A 23,023-nucleotide genomic window follows, 5' to 3' on the forward strand; every position below is an offset into this window, starting at 1 on the left:
AAATTAAAGGGTATGAGCCCAGTACAATACCGGGCTCATACCCTAGAGCCTGCCTAATGAAACGACCTGTCTAACTTTCGGGGTTCACTTCAATTATCTTGGATGGCTTTTGTTATGTTACGTGTATAAAATTATTTGAAAATAACGATAGGATAATAGGTGAGATTATAACAATATTTGTGTAAGAGAATAAAAAATGTAGATAATTTTGATTTTCAAAAAAATCAATTTGAAAATATGTTTTTATTTTGCAACTAAATATGTTACTATATGTGTGATAAAAACAAAGAGGTCTGACAACTACACTCCACGTAATAACACTCTAATGATTTAAAAATTCAAAAAAATCAAAATTCAAAAATAACAATTATATTAATGATTAGAGTAAAAATAAGGGGAATGGAGAAATTATGGAGAAAGACACTGCTTTGTAAGGGGCATATTTTATCATCTTGAGCAGAGAGGAGGATGCATAGCATATTGTAAAATATAGAGATAAACAATGGAAAAGTGCTATGCAAATGAAGAGCATGAAGGGACGTTTAAGGCCAGGTGATACGGTAGCAATTGGTTTAATGCTATTTGCATTATTTTTAGGAGCAGGAAATTTAATTTTCCCGCCAGTTTTAGGTCAACAAGCAGGAGAGAATGTTTGGATTGCTACAATAGGATTCCTTGTAACGGGAGTCGGATTACCCCTACTAGCTGTAACAGCTGTCGCGTTTGTAGAGGGGGACTTGAAAGCGCTGTCTTCTAGAGTCCACCCTATATTTGCGTTTATTTTCCCATTGATTAGTTATTTAGCAATTGGACCATTTTTCGCGATTCCGCGTACTGGAGCTGTTTCGTTTGAAATGGGTATGAAGCCGTTTTTATCAGAGGCAATGGTTTCAGAGTGGTACATGCTATTTCTTTTCACGATAGTTTTCTTCGGAATAACGTGGTATTTATCATTAAATCCATCTAAATTAGTGGATTGGTTCGGAAAGTTTCTTACGCCACTATTGGTATTAATTGTCGCTGTTATTGTCGGAAAGGCAATTATTGATCCAATTGGAGAGCCGGCTGCGCCGTTAGCTGCTTACAAAGAAAATGCTTTCTTTGGTGGATTTATTCAAGGATATTTAACGATGGATGCAATTAGCGCCCTCGTATTCGGAATTGTCGTTGTACAAGTTATCCGCTCTAAAGGGATAAAAGAGAGTAGTCAAATTGCAAAAATAACAGTAGTATCAGGTATTATTGCTGTACTTGGTTTAACGTTAATCTATTTATCACTTGCTTATCTTGGTTCAACAAGTACATCACTTGGTGTCTCAGAAAACGGTGGTCTTATTTTAACGAATGTTGTAAATGAGCTATATGGGACGAGTGGTAAAATTTTATTAGGGCTTGTTATTATACTCGCTTGTTTAACAACTTCTGTTGGGTTAACATCTGCGTGTGCGGGTTTCTTTACAAACTTATTCCCAAAACTTTCGCATAAAACGATTGTAACAATGGTATGTGTATTTAGTTTGATTGTATCTAACCTAGGTTTAACACAATTAATCGCAGTAACATTACCTGTGTTAATGATCATTTATCCAGTTGCAATTGTATTAATCGTACTTTCGTATTTCCATAAGTGGATTGGGAAGCGTAATACAATTTATATTGGAGCTATTTTAGGTGCATTGTTAATTAGTTTCTTTAACGGTTTAGAAAGTGCGAATATTAAAATTGACGCGATTTCTAATGTACTACAAATGTTACCGTTATATAACGAAGGAATCGGATGGTTAATTCCATCATGTATTGGCGGGATTCTCGGTTTCTTCTTCTATAAATCAAATGAATCAAGTGAATTCCAAAAGAAAGGTGCTTAGGCACCTTTCTTTTTTTGAAGGGGATTTTTGTATTTTGTCTAAGTAATAATTGGGAGGAATGATAAAATGGCTAATTTTGAAGATTTTTTAAATTTGGATTTGAGAATTGGAACTGTAATACATGCTGAGGAATTTAAAGAAGCGAGAGTACCAGCGATTAAACTAGAAATTGATTTTGGAGAAATTGGGATAAAGCAATCAAGTGCTCAAATTACGAAAAGGTATAGTCCAGAAGATTTAGTCGGTCAACAAATCGTTGCGGTTGTAAACTTTCCACCGAAGCGTGTAGCTGGATTCAAATCAGAAGTGCTTGTGCTTGGCGGCGTTCCTGAAGCTGATGATGTTGTGTTGCTTCAGCCTAATATGGAATTACCAAATGGAACAAAAATTAGCTAGGGTGAAGGTAGGGGCTAATATGGATATCGGACGAGAATATTTACAATGTGCGATTTCGAACTTTAAAGCAACAAAGAAGCAAGGGGAACGGGCACTTTCTCAATTATCATACGAACAAATACAATGGTCTTCTCATGAAGAAACAAATAGTATAGCGATTATTATAAAGCATCTGCACGGTAATATGCGTTCTAGATGGACGGATTTTTTAACATCTGATGGTGAAAAAGTTGATCGTGACCGAGATGGTGAATTTGAAGGAGGCTATTCTTCAAAGGAGGAAGCCCTTGCAGCGTGGCAAGAAGGATGGGAATACGTTTTTAATACGATGAATACGATATTGCCGGAACATCTATTGAAGACGGTATACATTCGTGGTGAAGCTCATACGGTCCTGCAAGCAATTGAAAGGCAAATTTCTCATTATGCATTGCATATTGGACAGATTATTTACATCGGTAAAATGTTAAAAGAAAATGAGTGGCTATGTTTAAGCATTCCTAAAGGACAGTCAACTCGTTATGTAGAGAAAAAACGTTCAACATAATAATATGAAAGAAATCGATATAAAATAGGAAGCAAAAAAATAAGCCAAATGATAGATGGCTCCGTAAGCATAAGAATGCTACCAACAATAAGGCCGTATATAATAAGAAAGAAACAAAAAAGTGTATTCATAGGGATAAAACGTGGGATGAAAAGTTGTTCCTTCTTAAAACAACTGTTGTGAAATAAATAAAAATGGAAGTACCGTGTAGTGGTAATAAGGTCTTTCTTTCGTGTAATTCTTTTTCTACATGTATGACAAATGAACGGTGGTTGCATTTCGTTACGCTCCATTTTTTATTTTCATAATAATGTGAGACAAAAGTAGGTACAAAGTGTATGTTCCTATATACGCACCTGCAATAAGGAAAAATGGATTCAGTAAAATTCCATGAATGCTCGTCATAAAAACTAAATCATGTATTAAAACATCGTATATATTAATGGAAATAATTGTACCGAGTACATACAGTGCCAAGTACGCAGAAATATGTAGCACAATAGAGACTTTTGGATGCTTAGCGGACAAATAAAAAATGAATGATAGAGCGATTGGTAATATTCCTATTAATAGTTTCAATTCATTTCACCTCGTTAACAATATAGCCGAAATTTTAACGGTCTATTCTCTAGGGCTTGTACATAACTTGAAATAGAGAGGTGATAGTATGAATCGGGGCTTTTTTTTTATGAAGTTTACAAGCATGCGTAAGTTAGTTTTATTTGTTATTACTACAGTGCTAGCGACTTTTTTTCTTATTAGTATGATGGTAACCTCTATGAAAGAGACGAAGTCAACGTATTTATATAATTGGTTAAATGAGTTATCGATGAATGGTTACATGTATGTACTTGGAAAAGAGAATCATTATTTTACACAGGAGTATCGAAATTTGAATCAAGATTTTTCAATTTCTTCTTTTCTCTTTTCTATGGCTACAAATATTCGCTTTAATGATGTACGCAGTTTTGTCGGGAAAGAGCTCCCTGGGTTTGGTAAGTACGATACAGAAATTGTTATTGCGGGTGAGGGTACAAATTATTCTAACTTACCGATAGAGTCGAGTGTCCCTCTTGAAGAAGTAGTGAAGGAACGGACCAGTGGAACTGGACAAGCACCTAAACAAGATACGAATAAAGAGAAAAAACAGCCGTCCCAAACGACCGGGAAAAGACAAGTTGCGTTTATTTATCATACACATAGCTGGGAATCCTATTTACCTTTACTTAACTTAACGAATGACCCGAATCCGAATAAAGCAACGAGTTCTGTATCGAATATTTCTATATTAGGAGACCGTTTCCGTGAACAACTAGAAGGGGAAGGGATTGGAGCTACTAACGATAAGAGTGATGTTGGTCAAAAGTTAATAAGTAAAGGTTTAAACAGTAATAGTTCGTATAAGATGTCTCGAGAAATTGTGCAGCAAGCTATGGCTGGAAATAAAGATCTTCAATACTTTTTTGATTTGCATCGTGATAGTGCCCGAAAGAATGTAACGACAAAAACAATTGGAGATAAATCATATGCAAAGCTTGCATTTGTAGTAGGGAAAGGAAATAAAAACTATGAAAAAAACTTACAATTAGCGACAGCTTTACATGAGGCAATTAATAAGAAATATCCAGGAGTGAGTCGTGGGGTCATTCAAAAAGGGTTCCAGACAGGAAATGGAATCTATAATCAGGACCTATCAGGACAAGCGATATTAATAGAAGTTGGCGGTGTAGATAATACAGAGGAAGAATTGAATCGATCAATTGATGCACTTGCTAAAGCATTTGGTGAATATTTTTGGCAGGCAGAAAAAGTGAATGGATAAAGTGAAATTTAAATTGGTGAGAGACCTCACTTGATGAGGATGAGTTCACAGTATTTTTGAAAAAACGTAAGTGTAATGCTTGCGTTTTTTCTTTGTAATGATGAGACGTCACAGAATAGACATAATTTGTCGTTGTTATAGTAATATCGAAATTTGTCAATTTATAGTAGGAGATTTACAAAGGGATTTTCGGGAAAGTAGAGAAAATCTTTTTATAAGGAAAACTTTTTATTATGAAACTGGTAGGGTGATTGAAGTGATTAGGGAGATCGAAATAGAAGATGCATCATCATTTTTGCAATTAAGTAAGCAATTAGATGAAGAAACGAAGTTTATGTTATATGAACCAGGAGAAAGAAAAACTACAGCTGAGCAACAAGAAAAAATGATCCATCGATTTATAGAAAATGAATATGCAACAATATTTGTAGCAGTTGAAGATGAGAGGATAGTAGGTTTTATATTAGTGAATGGAAATAACATTCAAAGAAAGAGGCATGTGGCGACCATTGTAATTGGTATTTTGCAAGAGTATAACGGGCGAGGTATTGGGACGAGATTGTTTAAAGAGGTTGAGAAGTGGGCAAAATTACATGATGTATGGCGTTTAGAATTAACAGTAATGGCCCACAATACAAGAGCTCAGGCACTATATAAAAAAGCTGGATTTGAGAAAGAAGGTGTCAAAAAAGCTGCTCTTATTATCGATGGAAAGGGCATCGATGAGTATGAAATGGCCAAATTATTAAAATAAGAGGTCGTTATATGAAAAAAAGATGGGCACTACTTGGTATTGTAGCTGCAATAATTATTATTGGAGTAGCAGGAATCAATTATAAAATGTATAAGGATAAGCAGGCGCGGGAAGTAAGTGTAAATAGCATATTTCCGAAAGCGAAAGAAACGATTGCTAATATGGATGGGGATATTGCGGTAATTAATAATCCGAATTCAATGCTTGTACTTGTAAATAAAAGTAGGCGTTTACCCGATGGGTATAGACCGCCAGATTTAGTTATTCCGAAAGTGCGCTACTCTAGTGAAGGTGATCAAGAAAAGAAAAAGATGAGAAAAGAGGCAGCGAGGGCGCTTGAGGATATGTTTCACCAGGCTGACAACGAGCGTATTTTTCTTTTTGCAGTTTCTGGATTTAGATCTTTTGATCGACAAAAAGCATTAAATACGATGTATAAAAAACAAGACGGGGAAGCAAAAACAGCAATGTCTAGCGCGGTTCCTGGCACAAGTGAGCATCAAACTGGACTAGCTATGGATATTACGTCTCAATCTGCTAAATTTCAGTTAGAGACAGTTTTTGGGGAAACGAAAGAAGGCCAGTGGCTTTCTGAAAATGCTCATAAATTTGGTTTTGTGGTTCGATACACAAAAGCGAAAGAAACGATTACGGGCTATCGGTATGAACCATGGCACGTAAGGTATGTGGGAAATCCACAAGCTACATATTTGTATGATAATCAACTGACGCTTGAAGAAGTAACAGAGTGAACAATTGAGGGGAGAGACGTACAATGACGATGTTATATAAGAAAAAAGTACATGCATATATTACAAGAGAAAAAGAGGGGGTTATGCAATTACTTGTTTTTAAACATCGTGATATACATGAAGCTGGTATTCAAGTGCCAGGGGGAACGGTTGATGAAGGTGAAACGTTAGAAGCGGCTATATTGCGTGAAGTACAGGAAGAATCCGGATTGCGTCATTTATGCATAGAGCGTTTTTTAGCAGATTACATTATACATATGAAAGAAAAACAGGAGTATGAAAAACGCCACTTTTTCCATGTAACTTTACTAACAGATGTAAAGGATACTTGGGAACATATTGTAAGTGCTGGTGAGGAAGATAAAGGATTAGTATTTTGCTACGAATGGGTTGATATTGCAAAGTGCCCTGAATTAGCTGGGAAACAAGGTGAGTTTTTACATTTGTTCGATGAAGTATACGCACAGTAATGTAAGAGTCTGAAGCGAAGGTTAATCCGTTTCAGACTATTTTTATTTTTCGGGAAATTAAAGGTGTTTAAATAAGGAAATTGAATTTCTTTAAAGGGATATTAATTTAGGATGTGTTGAGGTGAAAAAATGAAAAAGTAAGGGTTATATGCTAAAAAAGTTCATATAAGGGAGAATATAAATGGAAATTCAGTTTAATCCAATTTTAAAAAAGGAATTAACAATTCAAGATATTCAAAATGAAATGGAATCTGGAAAGCTAACTTCAAAAGAGCTAGTGATGTATTATCTCTATAGAATCGCAAAGTATGATCAAGACGGGCCGAAAATCAATTCAATTTTAGAAATCAATCCAGATGCTATTTTTATTGCAGAAGCGTTAGATTATGAAAGAAAGACAAAAGGTGTAAGGGGACCATTGCATGGAATACCTGTTTTGCTTAAGGATAATATTGAAACGAATGACTCCATGCATACAAGTACAGGTACAATAGCTCTAGAACAAAATATAAGCAGTGAAGATGCATTTCTCGTTACTAAACTGCGAGAAGCAGGGGCAGTGATAATAGGAAAAACGAATATGACAGAATTAGCAAATGCAATGTCTTTTGAAATGTGGGCTGGATATAGTGCAAGAGGTGGTCAAACAATCAATCCATACGGAACGGGCAAGGATCATATGTTTGTTGGCGGATCTAGTACAGGGTCTGCAATAGCAGTTGCTTCTAACTTTACAGTAGTATCTGTTGGGACAGAAACCGATGCTTCTATTTTGAGCCCCGCTGTTCAAAATTCTGTAGTAGGTATTAAACCGACTGTCGGTTTAATTAGTCGTAGAGGAATTATTCCATTTACTTATTCGCAAGATACAGCTGGACCATTTGCTAGAACGGTAACCGATGCTGCTATTTTGCTAGGGAGTTTAACTGGAGTGGATGAGAAAGATGTAGTTACTCGAAAAAGTGAAGATAGGGCATATCGGGATTATACATTTTATCTTGATGCAAATGGTTTAAATGGAGCGAAGATTGGTGTGTTTAACGATGCACCAAAAGATTATTACGAAAATGGTGAGTATGATGAAATCTTGTTTAAGGAAACGATCCAAGTATTACGTAATGAAGGAGCGACAGTAGTAGAAAATATTGATATTCCTTCTTTTCATAGAGAATGGAGCTGGGGAGTTCCGCTTTATGAGCTGAAGCATAGTTTAGATAACTATCTTTCTAAATTACCTTCTACTATTCCGGTACATTCTATTTCGGAGTTAATGGAGTTTAATAAAAACATAGCAGAAAGAGCATTAAAATATGGACAAATTAAGTTAGAGGGAAGAAAAGATTTTCCTAATACGTTACGAAATCCAGAATATTTAAATGCGAGATTAGAAGATATATATTTTTCTCAAGAACAAGGCATTGATTTTGCATTGGAAAAATATAATCTTGATGCGATACTGTTTCCTTCCTATATAGGTTCTACTATATGTGCGAAAGCGGGTTATCCGTCTATAGCAATACCAGCAGGGTATATGGAAAGCGGGAGACCTTTTGGAATTACGATTGCAAGTACTGCCTTTAGTGAAGGGATATTAATTAAGCTAGCTTACGCTTTTGAACAGGCGACAAAACATAGAAAAATCCCGAACTTGTCATGAACAGAATAAACAAAAAGGACAGGGAATTCCTGTCCTTTTTGCTGTGTTGACTACAGTGATAGATTATTCTACTCTGGTTTATAATATTTTAATAAACTGAAAGATAAACAAGCGGAACATAAAATAAGAATAGAAGCGATTATATAAATTGTACGGACACCGAACATATCAGTAATAATGCCAACGCTAAGCATAGAAAGACCAGAAGCTGTTGAAAGAAGGGCGCCATGTGCTGTATACATTTTTGATAATAAAGAAGGGGCGACACTTGATTGTAAAACTGTCGTTTGAGAAATATCTCTAATTTGATAACATGGTCCCATTAGAACACATAGAAAAAGCGCAATAAATCCGCTGCTCGTCATACCATATAAAAATGTAAGAATGCTAAACATAAGAGAGCCAATCGACATGGATCGTATTAAATTGTTTTGAATATAGGAACTCATTTTCCATGCTAATAGACCACCGATTAACGTACCAACATAATAACTTGTATTAATATGTCCCCACCATTCTTCGCTTTTATGAAGAATAGACGTAACATATGCCATTGTAATAGCACCAATCCATATTGTCCCTGCGAAAGTTTCAATTAAGTCCATATATGTAACGGTACGGAGAGAAGGATTTTGAAATAAGAGTTTCCAACCTTCCGATAAAGCAGTACTTTTTGAAGAGGGAGGGTCTGCTATTCGTTCAGTATGTATGGTATGTAATGAAAAGTGTAATGCAATGCATCCAAAAATCATCAACATGTTATTAATCATGAGTGTAGATGTAGCACCAATGAGAAGAACGATAACACTCGTAAATGAATAAGCGGCGGCTTGCGCAATTTGTGTTGAAAAGGAAAAGATACTATTTACTTTTACTAATTTTTCTTTTGGTGTAAGGCGCGGAAGAATGCTGTATAGTAATGGAGCACTCCATCCACTACATAATGAAATGAAAAAAATAAAAGTTAATAGAGCTATAATGTTTGTGGATAAGACCGGAAATAAAATCATTAATAATAGTAAAAAGACTGTTTTTAGCCATTGTAGCGTATATAACAACGTATAAGGTGGAAAACGATTTACTATAAGAGGTGCAGAGATGTTAGCAATTAGATTTGTGATAACTTGTAATAGTGGAAAAAGAGCAGTAATAGTAGCTGATTTAGTTGCTATATAAATATGAGTTGTAATCATCATTACATATACGATGTCAGCAAGAGTAATGCATATTTTGGAACCTAAGTAGTAAGTTAGTGACTGGTTTTTCAATAAGAATACCACCTCTAAAAAATAGTATTTAGTAATTAGAATAATTGTAGTTTAAAAATTAAAATTTTTAAAGAATTTCATTTTTTGTCACTTTTTGAAAGGAATTTTCATGTATAATGAAGAATATATTGATATAGTATTATATTAATAATCATTGTAACAGTGAATATGTACAATAGCTTGTAGCAAACGCCCAAGTATAAGAAAGGGCGGATAAACCATTCTTTTCTTCATATACATATAGAAAATGAGAAAGAAAGTGAGGGTTGCATATGGCTGCTTGGGTAATTTGGTTTATAATAGCTGGTATTTTATTTATCGCAGAAATGTTGTCGATTACATTTTACATGCTTTGGCTTGGAATTGGAGCTGTTGTCGGAGGTCTTATTGCTTTGTTTGCTCCTGATGCACTACTGTTACAAGTTACTGTTGGTGCAATTGTAAGTTTAACTTTGACATTCTTTACGAAAAGAATTTCAAAAAACTTTCGAGAAGCAAAAGGTTTTACTGATACAGTAGATATGCTTGTTGGTAAAAAAGGGATTGTTATGCAAGCGATTACAAATGAAGCGAATGGGATTGTAAAGGTGGATGGAGATACTTGGACAGCTATTGCAGATTCTTCAATTGATGCTGGAGAAAAAGTCGTTGTTATAAAGAGGCATAGTACTATATTACAAGTGAAAAAGGAGAGTGAATAAATATGGTAGCATTAACGTTAACGATTATATTCGCACTAATTGTAGTTACATTTATCGCATTAACAATTAAAATTATTCCTCAGCAAAAAGTTGGGGTTGTTGAAAGATTTGGTAAGTTTCAACGTATCATGCACCCTGGGTTAAATATTTTAATACCAATTGTAGATCGTGTCCGTGTATATCATGACTTACGTATTCAACAAACGAATGTACCACCGCAAAAGGTAATTACGAAAGATAATGTTCAAGTAGAAATTGATACAATTATTTTCTATCAAATTGTTGAACCAGAACTTGCGACATATGGTATTTCAAACTATGAATATGGTGTTCGTAATATTACTTCAGCAACGATGCGTCAAATCATCGGTAAAATGGAACTAGATGAAACGTTATCTGGTCGTGAAAAAATTTCAACAGAAATCCGCTTAGCGCTTGATGAAGCAACAGAAAAATGGGGCGTACGTATTGAACGTGTCGAAGTTGTTGATATTAACCCGCCAAAAGATGTGCAAGCATCAATGGAAAAACAAATGAAGGCTGAGCGTAATAAACGTGCGATTATTTTAGAAGCTGAAGCAGCAAAACAAGATAAAGTTCTTCGCGCTGAAGGGGAAAAGCAAAGTAAAATCTTGATGGCTGAAGGGGATAAAGAAGCGCGTATTCGCGAAGCTGAAGGTTTAAAAGAAGCGAAAGAATTAGAAGCGCAAGGGGAAGCAAGAGCAATTGAAGAAATCGCAAAAGCAGAACAAAACCGTATTGAATTGCTTCGTGAAGCGAATATAGATGAACGTATACTTGCTTATAAATCATTCGAATCATTAGAAGAAGTTGCAAAAGGACCAGCAAATAAAGTCTTTATTCCGTCTAATGCAATTGAAACACTTGGTACTCTTGGGGCAATTGGAGAAATATTTAAAGAAAAACAAGCGAAGAAACTACCTTCAAATGATACAGGAAAAGAACAATAAAAGTGAGGAAGAGAAATGGGATACCATTTCTCTTTTTTTGTGCGTATATTCCGAAAAGCTTGTACATATCCATGTATAAAGAAGGTGATGCAGTGAAAAAGTATGCAACTCGAATACATGGGAAGAAACTAATTTCGTTACTCCTTTTATATGCGCTAATAGTAATTATGATAGCGTCGATTCTGACGTCACTTTTACATACAATGAAATCGAATTATGCAAATCAATGGTTTGGAAAAGTATCGATGCAAGGTTTTGTTCAAATGATAGAAAGTGAGAATCGCTATTATGGATTTGATTATTTTAAGCAGAATAAACGAGAGTCAGTTGGGAATTTAATGTTCTCTATTGCGACAGATTTGAAGATTAAAGATTTAAGAACATTTGTCGGTAAAGAAGTACCTGGTATGTCAAAGTATTATTCTAACATTATCGTAGCTGGGGAAGGGACAAACTTGACGAATATCCCAAATGAATCTAGTGTACCGATTGAAGAAGTAACGAAAGAGCGGAAAGTAGCAAAAGATAAAGTTACAGAAGCGGAAAAGAATAATCCGGTTCAGAAAAAGAACGGAGCGAAAAAAGGTGAGAGTGCAGTATATATTTATCATACACATAGCTGGGAATCCTTCTTTCCATTATTACCAGGGGCAACTGATCCATCTAGCCCAGATGTAAATGTGTCCTTACTAGGAAAACGTATGAAGGAACAACTTGAGGGGCAAGGAATTCCAGTAATTCACGATAAAACGAATATGGGTGATTTATTAGCGAGTAAAAAGTGGGTATGGTATCAGTCATATAAAGCGTCTCATGAATATGTAAAAGAAGCATTAGCACAAAATAATAAAATTGCGTTTCCAATTGATATACATCGTGATGACCAGCGTAAGAAAGTAACAACAAAAGTAATTAACGGGAAATCGTATGCAAGATTATATTTTATAATTGGGATGGAAAATGAAAGGCGTGCTGAAAATGAAAAAATTGCAAGAGCAATCAATAGTTATTTAGATGAAAACTACTACGGATTAAGTAGAGGGATTTTTCCAAAGTATAAAAAAGATGGAAATGGCGTTTATAACCAAGATTTATCGAAAAATGCGATGTTAATTGAAGTTGGTGGTGTTGATAATACGTTAGATGAATTATATAACACAATTGATGTGTTAACAGAAGCGTTTAGTAAATATTATTGGAATGATGCGGAAAAAGTGAATGGATGAGGGACGGGAGACCGTTCCTTTTTTATTTTGAAATCTTAAAATGTGATATAATGGAATTTTATGAATGTTAAATAAAGGGAGAGAGAAACATGCAAATACTACTAATACGCCACGGAGAATCAGAAGCTGATATTTTACATGTGCATGAAGGCCGAGCTGATTTTGAGTTAACTGAAAAAGGGAGACAACAAGTACAAAAACTTGTACAGAAAGTGAAAAAAGATTTTGCACCAGATTTCATTTGGGCAAGCACATTAAAACGCGCTCGTGAAACGGGTGAAACATTAGCAGAAGTAATTGGTTGTCCAATTCAATTAGAAGAGGAATTAATGGAGTTTAATAATGGAATACAAGCTGGCTTATCATTTGAAGAAGCAAAGAAATATCCAGAACCAAAGTTTCTTCATGACCGTTTTGAAAACGGAGAGTCATTTATTGAGTTTCGAATGAGAATAGAAGGGATTTTTTCTAAAATTGTGACAGAGAATACATATGATCGAATTGCGATTGTTGCCCATGGAGGCGTAATTAATAGTCTATTACGTGCATTTTTCAATATGCCAATTTCAATGGACTACTATTTCAAAATGGGAGATACGGGAATAAGTTTAATTGAAATTGAGGGTGAACAAAAAACGGTGCATTTCATTAATGATACGAATCATTTGGACGGGATGTAAAGACTTATGTACAAAGTTGCATTTTTTGATGTTGACGGTACGCTTTTAAGCGAGATTGATAGAAGTATGCACGAAAGTACAAAAGAAGCGGTACAAAGATTAATAGATAAGGGGATTCACGTAGTTGTTACAACAGGGAGACCATATAGTTTATGCTCACAATTTAAGGGGTTAGGCATAAATACGTATATTTCTGCAAATGGTGCACATATAAAATGTGGGGAAGAAGTTATACATAAATCAGTACTTTCAAGCGAAATCGTTCATGATATTTCAAATTTTGCTGAATTACATGGTCACAGTGTTTCTTACTTTACAGAAGAATTTGCAATGAATGATATTGCCTCCAAAGATGAACGTGTCATACGAGCGTTAAATGAAACTTTAAATTTAGAGCGGTATCCTGACAAAGTTAAAAACTTGTCAGATGAGATGTATTGCATATGTCTGTATGCTGATGAAACAGAAGCTCAAAAATTCGTTGAAAGATATCCAGCACTTACGTTTGACCGTTTTCATGGTTACGTTATAAATGTATTGGAAGATAGTAAAGTATCGAAGCTAACTGCAATTCAAAAAGTATTGGAACATTTAAATATTAGTAAATCAGAAGCCATTGCTTTTGGTGATGGTGGAAATGATATTGAGATGTTGCAGTATGTAGGATTAGGAGTTGCGATGGGAAATGGTGGAGAGGAGTTGAAGAGAAGGGCTGATTTCGTTACAACGAAGGCGAGTGAAGGCGGAATTTCTTATGCCTTAAAGAAGTTACGCATTATTTAAAACTAATAGTTAGTCAGTGTGAAGAATCCTGTTTTAATAATGGCTTTTGTTAATATGTATACTGTTTTAGGGAATTATTTGAGCTCTCCTACTTACAATTTAACTGCAGAACAAATCCTTTATTTTCGCTTAGCGGGGCTATTGGGTATGTTGCTGTCACCGCTGGCAGGTCGTTTAACAAAGAGGTTTGAAGTAAGAAAAGTTCTTCAGGGAGGATTGTTGATCGCTATTTTTAGTCTAAGTTCAATGGGCTTTGTTTCGTATCTATCTCTACTTGTAATGATGAGTGTCTGTTTTGTAATAGGTATTGCTATATCCGTTCCGTCTTTAGTTTCTCTTGTAGGTCAATTAGGAGGGAAAGCAAGGGGAATAGCGGTATCTATTTATACTTTTATTTTATTTTTAGGTACTAGTATAGGACCTATCATTTCTATTTATCTTATGAAAATAGGAGGTTATGCTCAAACATTTATTTTATTAGGAATGATACTTTTTATTGGTTTTGTAGCTTCTCTATTTATCATTAATGAATGAGTGGAAAATCACTCAAATAAAGGAATGCGAGGATCTTTCATATGCTCACATAATAAAATATGAATTTGTCCACGATGATGATAAAAGTGTGCAACAATTTCAAGTAACCATTCAAAGCGCGAATAAGAAATACCCCAATAGGCAGTCATAACTTCTGCTAATTCTATTTGGGAGTAGGAAAGAAATATTTTAGAGAGAAGGTTGTATCCTTCAATCATCGTTTGTTGCATGTGAGCAATTGTTACGGGCGTATGTTCTATATAAAAGGTATGTAATTCTTTTTCTGAAATACCATTTAAAATGAGTAAATCAGCATGACAAATAAGAGAAAGATGTGCAAACATTTCAAATAATGATCGTTTTGAGTGAATCGGTTGTATTTTTAAATCGTTTTCATTATATTCGTTAAGTATATAAATAGAAGTATCAATAGGAACTTTTAGTTGATGCAATGCAGATTGAACAAACATTGTAATTCTCCTCGTCTCCGTATATAATAGTTTCTTGAGGATATTATATCATACTCAAAATTCCGAAAATTCTAGTAGTTTGACTAGCATAATGAAAAGTATTATATTGTAAAAGGTCATATGAAACGTGAAATAGAATGGAATGCAATTATTGAGTTAGGAGTTAGACCAATGAGTTTGAAATATGGAAGAGATACAATTGTAGAAATTGACTTAAATGCTGTAAAACATAATGTAAAAGAATTTAAAAAACATGTAAATGATGAAGAAATTAAGATGATGGCTGCTGTAAAAGCGAATGGGTATGGCCATGGGGCAGTTGAAGTTGCTAAAGCTGCAATTGAAGCAGGAATAAATCAACTTGCAGTTGCGTTTGTAGATGAAGCGATAGAATTAAGAGAAGCAGGAATTACTGTGCCGATTTTAATTTTAGGATACACACCAGTAGCGGCTGTAGAAGATGTAATTCAATATGACGTTATGATGACTGTTTATAGAGTAGAAGATTTACATGGTATAAATGAAATTGCAAACCGTCTTCAAAAGAAAGTACAAATTCAAGTGAAAATTGATACAGGAATGAGTCGTATCGGTTTACAAGAAGAAGAGGTTAAACCATTTTTAGAAGAATTAAACCGTATGGAGTATGTAGAGGTAGTAGGAATATTTACGCATTACTCTACGGCAGATGAAATCGATAAATCATATACGAATATGCAAACAAGTTTATTTGAAAAAGCTGTTAATACAGCGAAAGAATTAGGAATTCAAATACCATATATTCATAGTTCAAATAGTGCGGGATCAATGGAATTAAGTAACACATTCCAAAATATGGTACGAGTTGGAATAGGAGTGTACGGTATGTATCCATCAAAAGAAGTGGATCATTCAGTCGTTTCTTTACAGCCTGCGTTGTCGTTAAAATCAAAAGTAGCTCATATTAAACATGCGAAGAAGAATCGTGGTGTAAGTTATGGGAATACGTATGTAACAACTGGTGAAGAATGGATTGCGACTGTACCAATTGGTTATGCTGATGGTTATAATCGTCAATTATCTAATAAAGGCTATGCGTTAATTAACGGGGTTCGAGTACCTGTTATCGGCCGTGTTTGTATGGATCAGTTAATGTTGGATGTTTCAAAAGCGATGCCAGTACAAGTAGGAGACGAAGTAGTATTCTACGGTAAACAAGGCGACGAGAAAATCGCAGTAGAAGAAATAGCGGATATGTTAGGTACAATAAACTATGAAGTTACATGTATGCTAGATAGAAGAATTCCGCGTGTCTATAAAGAAAATGACGAAACAACTGCAGTTGTAAATATATTAAGAAAAAACTGAATCGTTTTGATTCAGTTTTTTTATTTTTGGCAAGTGAAAAATGCTCTATTTGTACCGTGGAATTGAATGTTCTTAAAACCTACGGATTCAAATGAAGAAATTATTTCTTCATTTGAATAACAAGCTTCTTCAAAAGAAAAGTCACTTCTTGTCCAATTATTATCTATGTCATGTTGAAATAGTATAAAGTTCATTTCTGCTTTTTTATTTTCATTATCATATGTAGAATCAATCGTACAAACATATTCTTTCTCTGAAATATGAAATGAAGCAATCCAGTTTTCAAGAAATCCTTTTTCCATATTCATATCAAATGCGAATATACCCTCGTTATGTAATACGGAGTAAACTTTCTGAAACACATTTTTTAGTTCATCTAAATTCATAATATGGTTTAAACTATCACCGGCAGAGATGACGTAGTGGAATTGCTCATTTATATTGAAATAGCGAGCGTCATCGACGATAAAGGTTGCATTTGGCGCATTTTTACGTGCGTATTCAATCATTTGAGTAGAACCATCTATACCAGTTACTACAAAATTATGATCAAGTAGTTTCCTAGTAAAATGACCAGTCCCACAGCAAAGATCTAAAATATGAGAACGTGGTTGTGCATATTGTAAAACGAGTTTTTCAAAAGCTGGATAGGAGTGTTCGGCAAAATGTCCCCAATGTTTATTATAAATAGATGCGAAAATATCATAATCAGAATAAATAAGTTTTTTAGACATAAATATTCTCCTTGCTATTCATTAAATTATAATAATCATGCTTCATCATAATTTCAAAACCGCATTGTGTATAAAGCTTCAAAGCATTGTTATTCTTTGTTTCAACTTGTAATTCAATTGTTGTAGCACCATTTGTGAAGAGCTTATGTGTCATATAGTTTAAAATAGCTTTACCGTAGCCTTTACCTTGATAGGAAGGGTGGACAGCGAATCCTGATAATATAGTAGAATGATCTTGCTCAGTAACTGTAATCGTTCCTATCATTTTTTCATCGACAAGAGCACTGTAAACTTTATGAGAAGGTGAAGTCATCATTTTTTGTAACCATGTAGCCGTATTTTCTACTGAATCACCAAAAGCTTTACTAGAAATTTCAATAAGATCAAGAAGTGATTCTGAAGTTGCAAGAGTAAGTTGTATATTATTATCTGTTGTTTTTTGAATTTCGTTTGTTTTGAACTCCATACTATATTCACTATATAAATATGGTAACTTTATATGTTTTACAAATTCATTCCCAGAAATAGAATCCCCATTAATAATAAGAAGAGCTTCATCTGTCTCTCTATTTTGTATTTCTTTCATTGCAGTTTGTAAAAGGATAGTTCCGAAACGTTGTTTTCTAAAATGAGGATGTACAAAGCCTATTAGTTCAAGCTTTGTTGGTCTTTCGAAATCGTACATATTTAAAGCGCCAATTAATTGAGTGCCGTTATAAAGAAGAAAATCGTTTATATAATCTTCATTTCGATTTTTTAAAAAGTTGATATGTAAATCTGAAGAGTAATCAAGGTTGTCTTGTTGCCCGCAAATATAAGCCAAATCCTTCATTTGCTGTATTTCACTTTCTGTTACAGAACGCTTTTTCTGAATATCCATTGTTATACTCCCTCTCATTCGTATTTAAAAATAGGATGGGTGACTTAACCATTTCTTTAATTCCACATTACCTTGCACAGATAACAGTCGGTATAAATAACGATAAGGCTGTCTATATTCTTCTAAGTGAGGAATAGACATAATTGTTTCGTAACCACTTTGAAAGGCATGTGCTTCTTTTTCGGTAAGTACATATTCTAGTCCGATAAAATCAAGCTCTCGCGGAGCAACAGCGTAAGCCTCAGTATCTACTAAACCCGTAATAGTTGTACCGTCAGATAAAAATTGAGTAGGATCCATATCAATTAAGACGAGTGTAGATTCCTTTGGTACGGACAGGGAAGAAAGTTGTGATTCAAAGGTAGGGAATGCATTTTGTATGCTTTCATCATCGGAATAAAAAATATTCACAAGCTCTTTACTCATGTTTAAAATATGTGATTGGAATTCATCTAGTGGAACTTGGAACGTGCCTGACGGATTTCCTATGAAATCGGCTTTAAATTTATGTATTTCTGCAAGTCCTTTTCCTAGGCTGAATAAAATAGAATCTGGTTGCTCGATAAAAGATTGAACTGTGTTACCTACTAACTTTTCAACCACCACAAATTCACGGCCATTTAAAACATGTTTTTCTAATATTGTTGGGATAGGAAGATTCGTATGTTCTTGCAGCAATGTATGTACCGTTTCTAAATGATGGACGTTCCTTGGATCAATTCCAAATAGATTTTTACATCCCCACCAAAAATCATTATTTGGTTCTTCATTCATTTTAGAAGCACGAACGATAACTTCTGTATCTTCTGTTTGAACGAGAAAAACATCACTTGCATGATCTTCATAACCTGGGTGCAAGGCTTGAACGGATAGAATAGGTGAATTGAATAGTTGTTGTAACATGAAAAGACTCCTTTTTCTGTAAATTCTATAAATTCATTATATAACAGATGATGTGTTATGAGGATAAAGATAAAAAGATTCAAAGCATACTTACATTTATAGTGAAAACTCATTAAAGATATTATATTTCTCTATTTTTGTATGAATTGTCTGAAAATAATGGTGGTAATACTTGAATGTAAGACTCGTATCTTTAAATCTATGAAGAGTAAAAGTAAAATTAAGCATTCATTTATAAGATTGTGAATCATAATAATGTAGAGTATTGAAAATATTTCTCAATAATAAAATGAAGAGAAAAGCATGAAGAAGTAGAATGCATTCATTTATAATAGACTTAAATTAATTAATATGATTAATTGTTAATTTTATTATATTAACTGGATAGGAGAGAATATTATGGCAAATGTACTCGTAATAAATTTCCCTGGGGAAGGTCATATTAATCCGACTTTAGCTATTGTAAGTGAGTTAATTCAGCGAGGGGAAACAGTTGTTTCTTATTGTATTGAAGATTATAGAAAGAAGGTTGAAGCAACAGGTGCGGAATTCCGAGTGTTTGAGAATTTTCTCTCTCAAATTAATATTATGGAACGAGTAAATGAAGGTGGGAGCCCTTTGACAATGCTATCTCATATGATTGAAGCATCAGAGCGTATTGTTACTCAAATTGTAGAAGAAACCAAAGAGGAAAAATACGATTATTTAATATATGATAATCATTTTCCAGTAGGGCGTATTATAGCGAATATTTTACAATTACCAAGCGTTTCATCTTGTACAACGTTTGCTGTTAATCAGTACATTAATTTTCATGATGGGCAAGAATCGAGACAAGTAGATGAAATGAATCCATTATATCAATCTTGTTTAGCGGGAATGGAAAGATGGAATAAGCAGTATGGAATGAAATGTAATAGTATGTATGATATTATGAACCATCCTGGTGATATTACGATTGTATATACTTCAAAAGAATATCAGCCGCGTTCAGATGTATTTGATGAATCGTATAAATTTGTAGGCCCATCAATTGCTACTCGAAAAGAAGTGGGGAGTTTTCCTACTGAAGATTTAAAAAATGAAAAAGTAATTTTCATTTCTATGGGAACAGTTTTTAATGAACAACCTGCTCTGTATGAAAAGTGTTTTGAAGCGTTTAAAGATGTAGATGCGACAGTCGTATTAGGCGTTGGTAAGAAGATAAATATAAGTCAATTTGAAAATATCCCGAAAAACTTTAAGTTGTATAATTATGTCCCGCAATTAGAAGTTTTACAGCATGCTGATGTATTCGTGACACATGGTGGTATGAATAGTTCGAGTGAAGCGTTATATTACGGTGTACCATTAGTTGTAATTCCGGTAACAGGAGATCAGCCATTCGTTGCAAAACGATTGACTGAAGTAGGGGCAGGCGTAAGACTTAATCGTAACGAGTTAACTTCTGAATTGTTACGTGAGACTGTAAAGAAAGTAATGGATGATGTAACGTTTAAGGAAAATAGTCGTAAAGTGGGAGAGTCGCTTAGAAATGCTGGTGGATATCAAAGGGCAGTTGAGGAAATACTTGAATTAAAAATGAATCCGTACGTAAAGATTAAATAGATGTTAAAAACACACTTACTTTTAATTTGTAAGTGTGTTTCTAGTATTACGCGTTACATGCGTTACATAAAAATAGCGATAAAGGTGAAACTTTTGTGTATATAAATCGATACCTTTGAATTAGTAGTAAAATTACGTTAAAATAATACTAAGAAAATATATAAGTTTTGGGGGTAATTAATGAAGAAAGTATTTGAATACGTATTATTAACAATTGGCTCAATTATAGTAGCAAGTTCATTAGAGCTTATTTTAGCACCTAATGGATTAGTAGATGGCGGGGTAACGGCTATTGCTATTATGGCAAATAAAGTTGCAGGATTGCCGCTTTATGGCGTTTTTTTAGGAATTAATATCCCAATTTTATTATTTACTGCAAAAGTAATGGGAAAGAAATTTTTTATCCGTACATCTTATGCGAATGTAGTTACAACACTCGGATTAATTTATTTAAAACCATTTCCTGCAATTACGACTTCTGAGTTATTAATTGTACTCTATGGTGGAGTGCTGTTCGGAATTGGTGTTGGGATTGTTGTTAAAATGGGTGGAGCAATTGACGGTTCGGAAATGTTAGCAGTTTGGATGAATAAACACTTTAATGTACCAATTAGTACATTTTTACTTGCAGTAAATGCAGTTATTTTCATCTTTGTTGCCATTTTATTTTCAATCGAACAAGCGATGTTCTCATTAGCAATTTTCTATATTGTTACGAAGATGATTGATTTTATATTAGATGGTATTAATCAAGGTAAGAGCGTTATGATTATTTCTGGTAAGAATAAAGAAATAGGCGATTTACTTATGAAAGAATTGCAACTATCTGTTACGTATCTACATGGAGAAGGTGGTTTTTTAGGGGAGCATAAGAGAATCATTTATTGCATTACAAACCGATTCATTTATCCGAAAATGAAAGATCTCGTTCTCTCTGTAGATCCAACCGCTATAATTGAAGCTTCCTATTCAACAGAAACGACTGGTGTGAAACGTCCGGGAAGGAAAGCTAGGTCAGGTGAGTAACTAGAAGAAGGCTGTCCAAAAAGTTATTTTGGAACAACCTTCTTTTTTATTTTGTTGAATTGTTAGTATGTTACAAGTTAAACCCACTGTTAACAAGTTTCCTTGCAACTAGGGAACCAAGCGTCTTTCAATAATGTAGCCAACGTCTCAATTTTATTTTCCGGAATACTACCAAAACCGAGTAATACATATGATTCCTTGCGTAAATCATTCATGAAATCATATGGAGAAAGTGGGTATAATTTAACGCTTTGTTTTTTAGCGGATTCAATCAGTTCATTTTCATTCATACTGTTATGTACACATAAAACAATATGAAGTCCGGACTGTTCGCCAAGAATTTGAACATTAGCTCCCATTTCTTTCATAATGGATTTTACTAACACATGATGTTTTCTTTTATAAAGTGTACGACTGCGATTAAGGTGACGTTCCCAATTCCCGCTTTGTATAAAGTTAGCAAAAGCAAGTTGTTGTATTGTAGCCACTGTTTGTTTAAAAATTCCATGCAGTTCTTGATATGTTTTTGAAAGATGTGGTGGTAAAACAACATATCCCATTCGTAAAGAAGGTAAAAAAGATTTTGAGAAAGTCCCCATATAAATAACGAGTTCATTTGAATCAAGACTTTGTAAAGAAGGAATCGGCTTACCAGCGTAGCGAAACTCTCCGTCATAGTCATCTTCAATAATGTATCCATTGCAATCATTAGCCCACTTTAACAATTCTAATCTTCTAGATAAAGGCATAATAATCCCGAGTGGAAATTGGTGTGATGGTGTAACGTATGCGACATTGGAATTTGTATTGTATAAGCTAGAAATATCAATCCCTTTTTCATCCAAAGGTATGGGATGAATTTGTCTATCACAGCTTTTAATGATTGCGTGTATACGGTGAAATCCAGGGTTTTCAATGCCGTATTCTTTTGTAGGGCCAAGCAGTTGAAGTAGTAGCCAGAGAAGTGGCTGTGTTCCGGCGCCAATCACAATTTGATCAGGTGAAGAATGTACACCGCGCGAGTGATATAAATATGTTGATATATGTTCTCGAAGAGCGAATTCACCTTGAGGATCTTCTTTGGAAAATAGTGCATTTTCGTATGTAAGTATGGATTCTTGTAATGCTCGTTTCCAATTTGTAATCGGAAAAGTAGTTTGATCAATAAGCCCTTGGCTACAATCATATTCAAATTTTTCGTCTATTAAATTGCTCGTCTTCTTTGCTGTATTTCGTTTTTTATTTGGGATAACGTCAATATCGAAATTTGCTACAAAAATACCACGTTTCGGTTTACTTTCTACATAACCTTCAGCTAATAATTGTTGATAAGCTGATTCAACAGTAATGCGGCTAATATTAAGTTGTGATGCTAAATTTCTGTGTGAGGGTAGACGTGTGCCAACAGAAATAGCCCCTTGTATAATTTCAGCTTTTATATATTCGTAAATTTGCAAGTAAATAGGTGTGTTACTTTGTAATTGCAATGGGATAGTAAAATCCATATAAAACCCTCCTTTAAAACTGGCCTTATAAAAAATACTTAAACTGCCACTTAAGTAAAGGGCAGTTACTTTCTATAATAATGATATAACATTTAGAAAATTAAATAAATAGTTAAGGGAG

24 protein-coding genes and 1 pseudogene are annotated in these 23,023 nt (G+C 34.2%); 17 read left to right on the forward strand and 8 right to left on the reverse strand.

Going from position 1 to position 23,023, the window contains the following annotated elements; genetic code table 11:
* The first annotated feature begins 515 nt into the window (after window positions 1-515).
* From brnQ to C4S65_RS08640, 3 genes are all read left to right on the forward strand, one after another.
* Window positions 516-1,868: a branched-chain amino acid transport system II carrier protein gene (gene brnQ / locus C4S65_RS08630; RefSeq protein WP_001178098.1), complete on the forward strand. Its 1,353-nt coding sequence runs from the start codon at window positions 516-518 to the stop codon at window positions 1,866-1,868.
* A 66-nt stretch (window positions 1,869-1,934) separates the two neighbouring features.
* The gene (gene csaA / locus C4S65_RS08635; RefSeq protein ID WP_001263020.1) at window positions 1,935-2,264 is read left to right on the forward strand and encodes a chaperone CsaA; all 330 of its coding nucleotides are present in this window, start codon (window positions 1,935-1,937) and stop codon (window positions 2,262-2,264) included.
* The gene (locus C4S65_RS08640; protein WP_000435832.1) at window positions 2,245-2,811 is read left to right on the forward strand and encodes a DUF1572 domain-containing protein; all 567 of its coding nucleotides are present in this window, start codon (window positions 2,245-2,247) and stop codon (window positions 2,809-2,811) included. The genes csaA and C4S65_RS08640 overlap by 20 nt, the downstream gene beginning before the upstream one ends.
* Here the strand turns inward: C4S65_RS08640 and C4S65_RS08645 are convergent.
* Complete coding sequence (locus tag C4S65_RS08645) at window positions 2,784-3,089, reverse strand: permease (RefSeq protein ID WP_116365573.1); 306 nt, start codon at window positions 3,087-3,089, stop codon at window positions 2,784-2,786. The two genes, C4S65_RS08640 and C4S65_RS08645, sit on opposite strands and share 28 nt — an antisense overlap.
* A 4-nt stretch (window positions 3,090-3,093) precedes the next feature.
* The gene (locus tag C4S65_RS08650) at window positions 3,094-3,390 is read right to left on the reverse strand and encodes a hypothetical protein (protein WP_000770730.1); all 297 of its coding nucleotides are present in this window, start codon (window positions 3,388-3,390) and stop codon (window positions 3,094-3,096) included.
* 88 nt (window positions 3,391-3,478) lie between these two features.
* Here C4S65_RS08650 and C4S65_RS08655 point away from each other — a divergent pair, with 88 nt between their 5' ends.
* From C4S65_RS08655 to C4S65_RS08675, 5 genes are all read left to right on the forward strand, one after another.
* Window positions 3,479-4,633, forward strand: coding sequence for a stage II sporulation protein P (locus tag C4S65_RS08655; protein WP_001079283.1), 1,155 nt, complete (start codon window positions 3,479-3,481; stop codon window positions 4,631-4,633).
* 256 nt (window positions 4,634-4,889) lie between these two features.
* On the forward strand, window positions 4,890-5,387 hold the full coding sequence (locus C4S65_RS08660) for a GNAT family N-acetyltransferase (protein WP_000617576.1): 498 nt from the start codon (window positions 4,890-4,892) through the stop codon (window positions 5,385-5,387).
* An 11-nt stretch (window positions 5,388-5,398) separates the two neighbouring features.
* Complete coding sequence (locus C4S65_RS08665) at window positions 5,399-6,139, forward strand: M15 family metallopeptidase (RefSeq protein ID WP_000747646.1); 741 nt, start codon at window positions 5,399-5,401, stop codon at window positions 6,137-6,139.
* 23 nt (window positions 6,140-6,162) lie between these two features.
* Window positions 6,163-6,609 carry an NUDIX domain-containing protein gene (locus C4S65_RS08670; RefSeq protein WP_061667484.1) on the forward strand — a complete coding sequence of 149 codons (447 nt, stop codon included), beginning with the start codon at window positions 6,163-6,165 and terminating at the stop codon, window positions 6,607-6,609.
* 181 nt (window positions 6,610-6,790) lie between these two features.
* Window positions 6,791-8,266: an amidase family protein gene (locus C4S65_RS08675; RefSeq protein ID WP_098838718.1), complete on the forward strand. Its 1,476-nt coding sequence runs from the start codon at window positions 6,791-6,793 to the stop codon at window positions 8,264-8,266.
* Window positions 8,267-8,334: 68 nt separating this feature from the next.
* Here the strand turns inward: C4S65_RS08675 and C4S65_RS08680 are convergent, their stop codons facing one another.
* Entirely contained in the window at window positions 8,335-9,534 is a 1,200-nt protein-coding gene (locus tag C4S65_RS08680) for an MFS transporter (RefSeq protein WP_103945199.1), read from the reverse strand.
* A 272-nt stretch (window positions 9,535-9,806) separates the two neighbouring features.
* Between C4S65_RS08680 and C4S65_RS08685 the strand changes: the two genes are divergently transcribed.
* The 6 genes and pseudogenes from C4S65_RS08685 to C4S65_RS08710 form a co-directional block, all read left to right on the forward strand.
* Entirely contained in the window at window positions 9,807-10,235 is a 429-nt protein-coding gene (locus C4S65_RS08685) for an NfeD family protein (protein ID WP_000741974.1), read from the forward strand.
* Between the two features lie 2 nt (window positions 10,236-10,237).
* On the forward strand, window positions 10,238-11,206 hold the full coding sequence (locus C4S65_RS08690) for an SPFH domain-containing protein (RefSeq protein ID WP_000226256.1): 969 nt from the start codon (window positions 10,238-10,240) through the stop codon (window positions 11,204-11,206).
* Window positions 11,207-11,277: 71 nt separating this feature from the next.
* On the forward strand, window positions 11,278-12,432 hold the full coding sequence (locus C4S65_RS08695) for a stage II sporulation protein P (protein ID WP_003277922.1): 1,155 nt from the start codon (window positions 11,278-11,280) through the stop codon (window positions 12,430-12,432).
* Window positions 12,433-12,521: 89 nt separating this feature from the next.
* Window positions 12,522-13,112 (forward strand): histidine phosphatase family protein, encoded by a 591-nt coding sequence (locus C4S65_RS08700; RefSeq protein WP_001166447.1) that lies wholly within the window; start codon window positions 12,522-12,524, stop codon window positions 13,110-13,112.
* Window positions 13,113-13,118: 6 nt separating this feature from the next.
* Window positions 13,119-13,895, forward strand: coding sequence for a Cof-type HAD-IIB family hydrolase (locus C4S65_RS08705; protein WP_061667219.1), 777 nt, complete (start codon window positions 13,119-13,121; stop codon window positions 13,893-13,895).
* Between the two features lie 30 nt (window positions 13,896-13,925).
* Window positions 13,926-14,429 (forward strand): annotated as a pseudogene (locus C4S65_RS08710) (MFS transporter); the annotation flags it as partial.
* Between the two features lie 8 nt (window positions 14,430-14,437).
* Here C4S65_RS08710 and C4S65_RS08715 read toward each other — a convergent pair.
* Complete coding sequence (locus C4S65_RS08715) at window positions 14,438-14,899, reverse strand: hypothetical protein (protein WP_103945200.1); 462 nt, start codon at window positions 14,897-14,899, stop codon at window positions 14,438-14,440.
* Between the two features lie 171 nt (window positions 14,900-15,070).
* On the opposite strand from C4S65_RS08715, the gene alr reads away from it, so the two are divergent.
* Window positions 15,071-16,246 (forward strand): alanine racemase, encoded by a 1,176-nt coding sequence (alr, locus tag C4S65_RS08720; protein WP_061667220.1) that lies wholly within the window; start codon window positions 15,071-15,073, stop codon window positions 16,244-16,246.
* Window positions 16,247-16,266: 20 nt separating this feature from the next.
* On the opposite strand, the gene C4S65_RS08725 is transcribed toward alr, so the two are convergent.
* From C4S65_RS08725 to C4S65_RS08735, 3 genes are read right to left on the reverse strand one after another with little or no spacing between them, the layout of a single operon-like run.
* Window positions 16,267-16,980, reverse strand: coding sequence for a class I SAM-dependent methyltransferase (locus tag C4S65_RS08725; RefSeq protein WP_098838719.1), 714 nt, complete (start codon window positions 16,978-16,980; stop codon window positions 16,267-16,269).
* Complete coding sequence (locus C4S65_RS08730; protein ID WP_000354417.1) at window positions 16,973-17,860, reverse strand: GNAT family N-acetyltransferase; 888 nt, start codon at window positions 17,858-17,860, stop codon at window positions 16,973-16,975. The genes C4S65_RS08725 and C4S65_RS08730 overlap by 8 nt, the downstream gene beginning before the upstream one ends.
* Window positions 17,861-17,884: 24 nt before the next feature.
* The gene (locus tag C4S65_RS08735) at window positions 17,885-18,763 is read right to left on the reverse strand and encodes a nitrate reductase (RefSeq protein ID WP_000941369.1); all 879 of its coding nucleotides are present in this window, start codon (window positions 18,761-18,763) and stop codon (window positions 17,885-17,887) included.
* Between the two features lie 399 nt (window positions 18,764-19,162).
* Between C4S65_RS08735 and C4S65_RS08740 the strand changes: the two genes are divergently transcribed.
* Together C4S65_RS08740 and C4S65_RS08745 are read left to right on the forward strand one after the other, a co-directional pair.
* A complete protein-coding gene (locus C4S65_RS08740; protein WP_098838720.1) occupies window positions 19,163-20,371 on the forward strand; it encodes a macrolide family glycosyltransferase in 1,209 nt (402 codons plus the stop codon).
* Between the two features lie 180 nt (window positions 20,372-20,551).
* The gene (locus C4S65_RS08745) at window positions 20,552-21,397 is read left to right on the forward strand and encodes a YitT family protein (RefSeq protein ID WP_098838721.1); all 846 of its coding nucleotides are present in this window, start codon (window positions 20,552-20,554) and stop codon (window positions 21,395-21,397) included.
* Between the two features lie 89 nt (window positions 21,398-21,486).
* Here C4S65_RS08745 and C4S65_RS08750 read toward each other — a convergent pair whose 3' ends face one another.
* On the reverse strand, window positions 21,487-22,902 hold the full coding sequence (locus tag C4S65_RS08750; RefSeq protein WP_103945201.1) for a PLP-dependent aminotransferase family protein: 1,416 nt from the start codon (window positions 22,900-22,902) through the stop codon (window positions 21,487-21,489).
* Window positions 22,903-23,023: the final 121 nt, after the last annotated feature.

The organism is Bacillus sp. ok061, assembly GCF_900108285.1.
In the GTDB taxonomy this organism is placed as follows: domain Bacteria; phylum Bacillota; class Bacilli; order Bacillales; family Bacillaceae_G; genus Bacillus_A; species Bacillus_A thuringiensis_S.